Genomic DNA, 3252 nt, shown 5'->3' with positions numbered 1-3252 from the left:
CCGTCGAACAACGACGGTGGGGTGGTGCCCGTGACTCGGGAACCGCACAGTGGACGCGAACACGCAGAAACACAAAACAATCGTTTGTTGTGAGGGTGTTGAAGTTATCGGCAGTTAGTACCGGTCAGCTCCACAAGTCTTCAGTCCTTGCTTCCACATCCGGCCTATCAACCCAGTAGTCTGCTGGGTGCCTCACACACACAAGGGTGTATGGAAACCTCATCTCGAAGCAGGCTTCCCGCTTAGATGCTTTCAGCGGTTATCCCTTCCGAACGTAGCCAACCAGCCATGCTCCTGGCGGAACAACTGGCACACCAGAGGTTCGTCCGTCCCGGTCCTCTCGTACTAGGGACAGCCCTTCTCAAGTTTCCTACGCGCGCAGCGGATAGGGACCGAACTGTCTCACGACGTTCTAAACCCAGCTCGCGTACCGCTTTAATGGGCGAACAGCCCAACCCTTGGGACCTACTCCAGCCCCAGGATGCGACGAGCCGACATCGAGGTGCCAAACCATGCCGTCGATATGGACTCTTGGGCAAGATCAGCCTGTTATCCCCGGGGTACCTTTTATCCGTTGAGCGACGGCGCTTCCACAAGCCACCGCCGGATCACTAGTTCCGACTTTCGTCCCTGCTCGACCTGTCAGTCTCACAGTCAAGCTCCCTTGTGCACTTGCACTCGACACCTGATTACCAACCAGGCTGAGGGAACCTTTGAGCGCCTCCGTTACATTTTAGGAGGCAACCGCCCCAGTTAAACTACCCACCAGGCACTGTCCCTGATCCGGATCACGGACCGAGGTTAGACATCCGAAGCGATCAGAGTGGTATTTCAACAATGACTCCACCCGAGCTGGCGCCCGAGCTTCACAGTCTCCCACCTATCCTACACAAACCGCACCGAACACCAATACCAAGCTATAGTAAAGGTCCCGGGGTCTTTCCGTCCTGCTGCGCGTAACGAGCATCTTTACTCGTAGTGCAATTTCGCCGAGTTCGCGGTTGAGACAGCGGAGAAGTCGTTACGCCATTCGTGCAGGTCGGAACTTACCCGACAAGGAATTTCGCTACCTTAGGATGGTTATAGTTACCACCGCCGTTTACTGGGGCTTAAATTCTGGGCTTCGCCGAAGCTGACCCGTCCTCTTAACCTTCCAGCACCGGGCAGGCGTCAGTCCGTATACATCGTCTTGCGACTTCGCACGGACCTGTGTTTTTAGTAAACAGTCGCTTCTCCCTGGTCTCTGCGGCCCTCCCCGCGTCCCCCAGCAAGTGGGTTAACGGTTCAGGCCCCCCTTCTCCCGAAGTTACGGGGGCATTTTGCCGAGTTCCTTAACCACGATTCACTCGATCGCCTTAGTATTCTCTACCTGACCACCTGAGTCGGTTTAGGGTACGGGCGGCTAGTCCCTCGCGTCGAGGCTTTTCTAGGCAGCATAGGATCACCAGATTCCCGCATACACGGTCTCTATCAGCTCTCACCCTCATGACACCCGGATTTGCCTAGGTGTCGGGCTACGACCTTGGACATGGACAACCATCGCCACGCCTGGCTACCTTCCTGCGTCACCCCTGTTAACACGCTTACCTACTACCGGATCAGGTCCCACGCCGCCCCACCAGTGAGACCCGAAGGTCTCGGCGGTGGCTTGGGGTGGTTAGTATCACCGGGCTCGGTATGGGCGGTACTTCGCCGGTAGGAGAATATCAACTCCTTGTCCATCGACTACGCCTGTCGGCCTCGCCTTAGGTCCCGACTTACCCAGGGCGGATGAACCTGGCCCTGGAACCCTTGGTCATTCGGCGGACGGGATTCACACCCGTCATTCGCTACTCATGCCTGCATTCTCACTCGTGTAGGCTCCACCGCTAGGTCACCCTGCGACTTCACTGCCCACACGACGCTCCCCTACCCACCCACACACCTGAACCAGTCCCACAAGGAGACGGCTTGGCTGTTGTGTGAGTGCCACGGCTTCGGCGGTGTGCTTGAGCCCCGCTACATTGTCGGCGCGGAATCACTTGACCAGTGAGCTATTACGCACTCTTTCAAGGGTGGCTGCTTCTAAGCCAACCTCCTGGTTGTCTGTGCAACTCCACATCCTTTCCCACTGAGCACACGCTTAGGGGCCTTAGCCGGTGATCTGGGCTGTTTCCCTCTCGACCACGGAGCTTATCCCCCGCAGTCTCACTGCCACGCTTAAACTTACCGGCATTCGGAGTTTGGCTGACGTCAGTAACCTGGTGAGGCCCATTAGCCATCCAGTAGCTCTACCTCCGGCAAGAAACACGCGACGCTGCACCTAAATGCATTTCGGGGAGAACCAGCTATCACGAAGTTTGATTGGCCTTTCACCCCTAACCACAGGTCATCCCCCAGGTTTTCAACCCTGGTGGGTTCGGTCCTCCACGCCGTCTTACCGGCGCTTCAACCTGCCCATGGCTAGATCACTTCGCTTCGGGTCTAGACCCGGCGACTCAAACGCCCTGTTCGGACTCGCTTTCGCTACGGATACCCCACACGGGTTAACCTCGCCACCGAGCACTAACTCGCAGGCTCATTCTTCAAAAGGCACGCCGTCACCCCTGCAACCCCACAAGGAGGAAGGAGGCTCCGACGGATTGTAGGCACATGGTTTCAGGTACTATTTCACTCCCCTCCCGGGGTACTTTTCACCTTTCCCTCACGGTACTTGTCCGCTATCGGTCACTAGGTAGTATTTAGGCTTAGCAAGTGGTCTTGCCAGATTCACACGAGATTTCACGGGCCCCGTGCTACTTGGGATCCCCTCCACCAGGCCGCACCATTTCGTCTACGGGACTCCCACCCACTACGGTCCGGTATTCAACCCGGTTCGACTATGACACGACTTTCTCACTGGCTGAAGAACTGTCAGATTCTTCCAGAAGGTCCCACAACCCCGCACACGCAACGCCTGACAGCTTGACACGCATACGGTTTGGCCTCATCCGCTTTCGCTCGCCACTACTCACGGAATATCTCTTCCTGTCGGTACTGAGATGTTTCACTTCCCGACGTTCCCTCCACACGCCCTATACATTCAAGCGCGGGTAACCGAACATGACTTCGGCTGGGTTCCCCCATTCGGAGACCCTCGGATCACAGCTCGTCTGCCAACTCCCCGAGGATTATCGCAGGCTACAACGTCCTTCTTCGGCTCCTAGTGCCAAGGCATCCACCAATGTGCCCTTAAAAACTTCAACAACACTACAATCTGCAGAAACCAAGAAA

At 56.6% G+C, this 3252-nt stretch carries 1 rRNA gene; it reads right to left on the bottom strand.

Annotation, left to right across the window (positions count from 1 at the left end):
* Nucleotides 1-95: 95 nt before the first annotated feature.
* Nucleotides 96-3224, bottom strand: a 23S ribosomal RNA gene (locus tag APR03_RS24680).
* Nucleotides 3225-3252: the final 28 nt, after the last annotated feature.

This window comes from Promicromonospora thailandica (genome assembly GCF_024171955.1).
Lineage (GTDB): Bacteria > Actinomycetota > Actinomycetes > Actinomycetales > Cellulomonadaceae > Promicromonospora > Promicromonospora thailandica.
The sequence above is the reverse complement of the archived record's forward strand: the minus strand, read 5'-3'. Positions and strand labels throughout refer to the sequence as shown.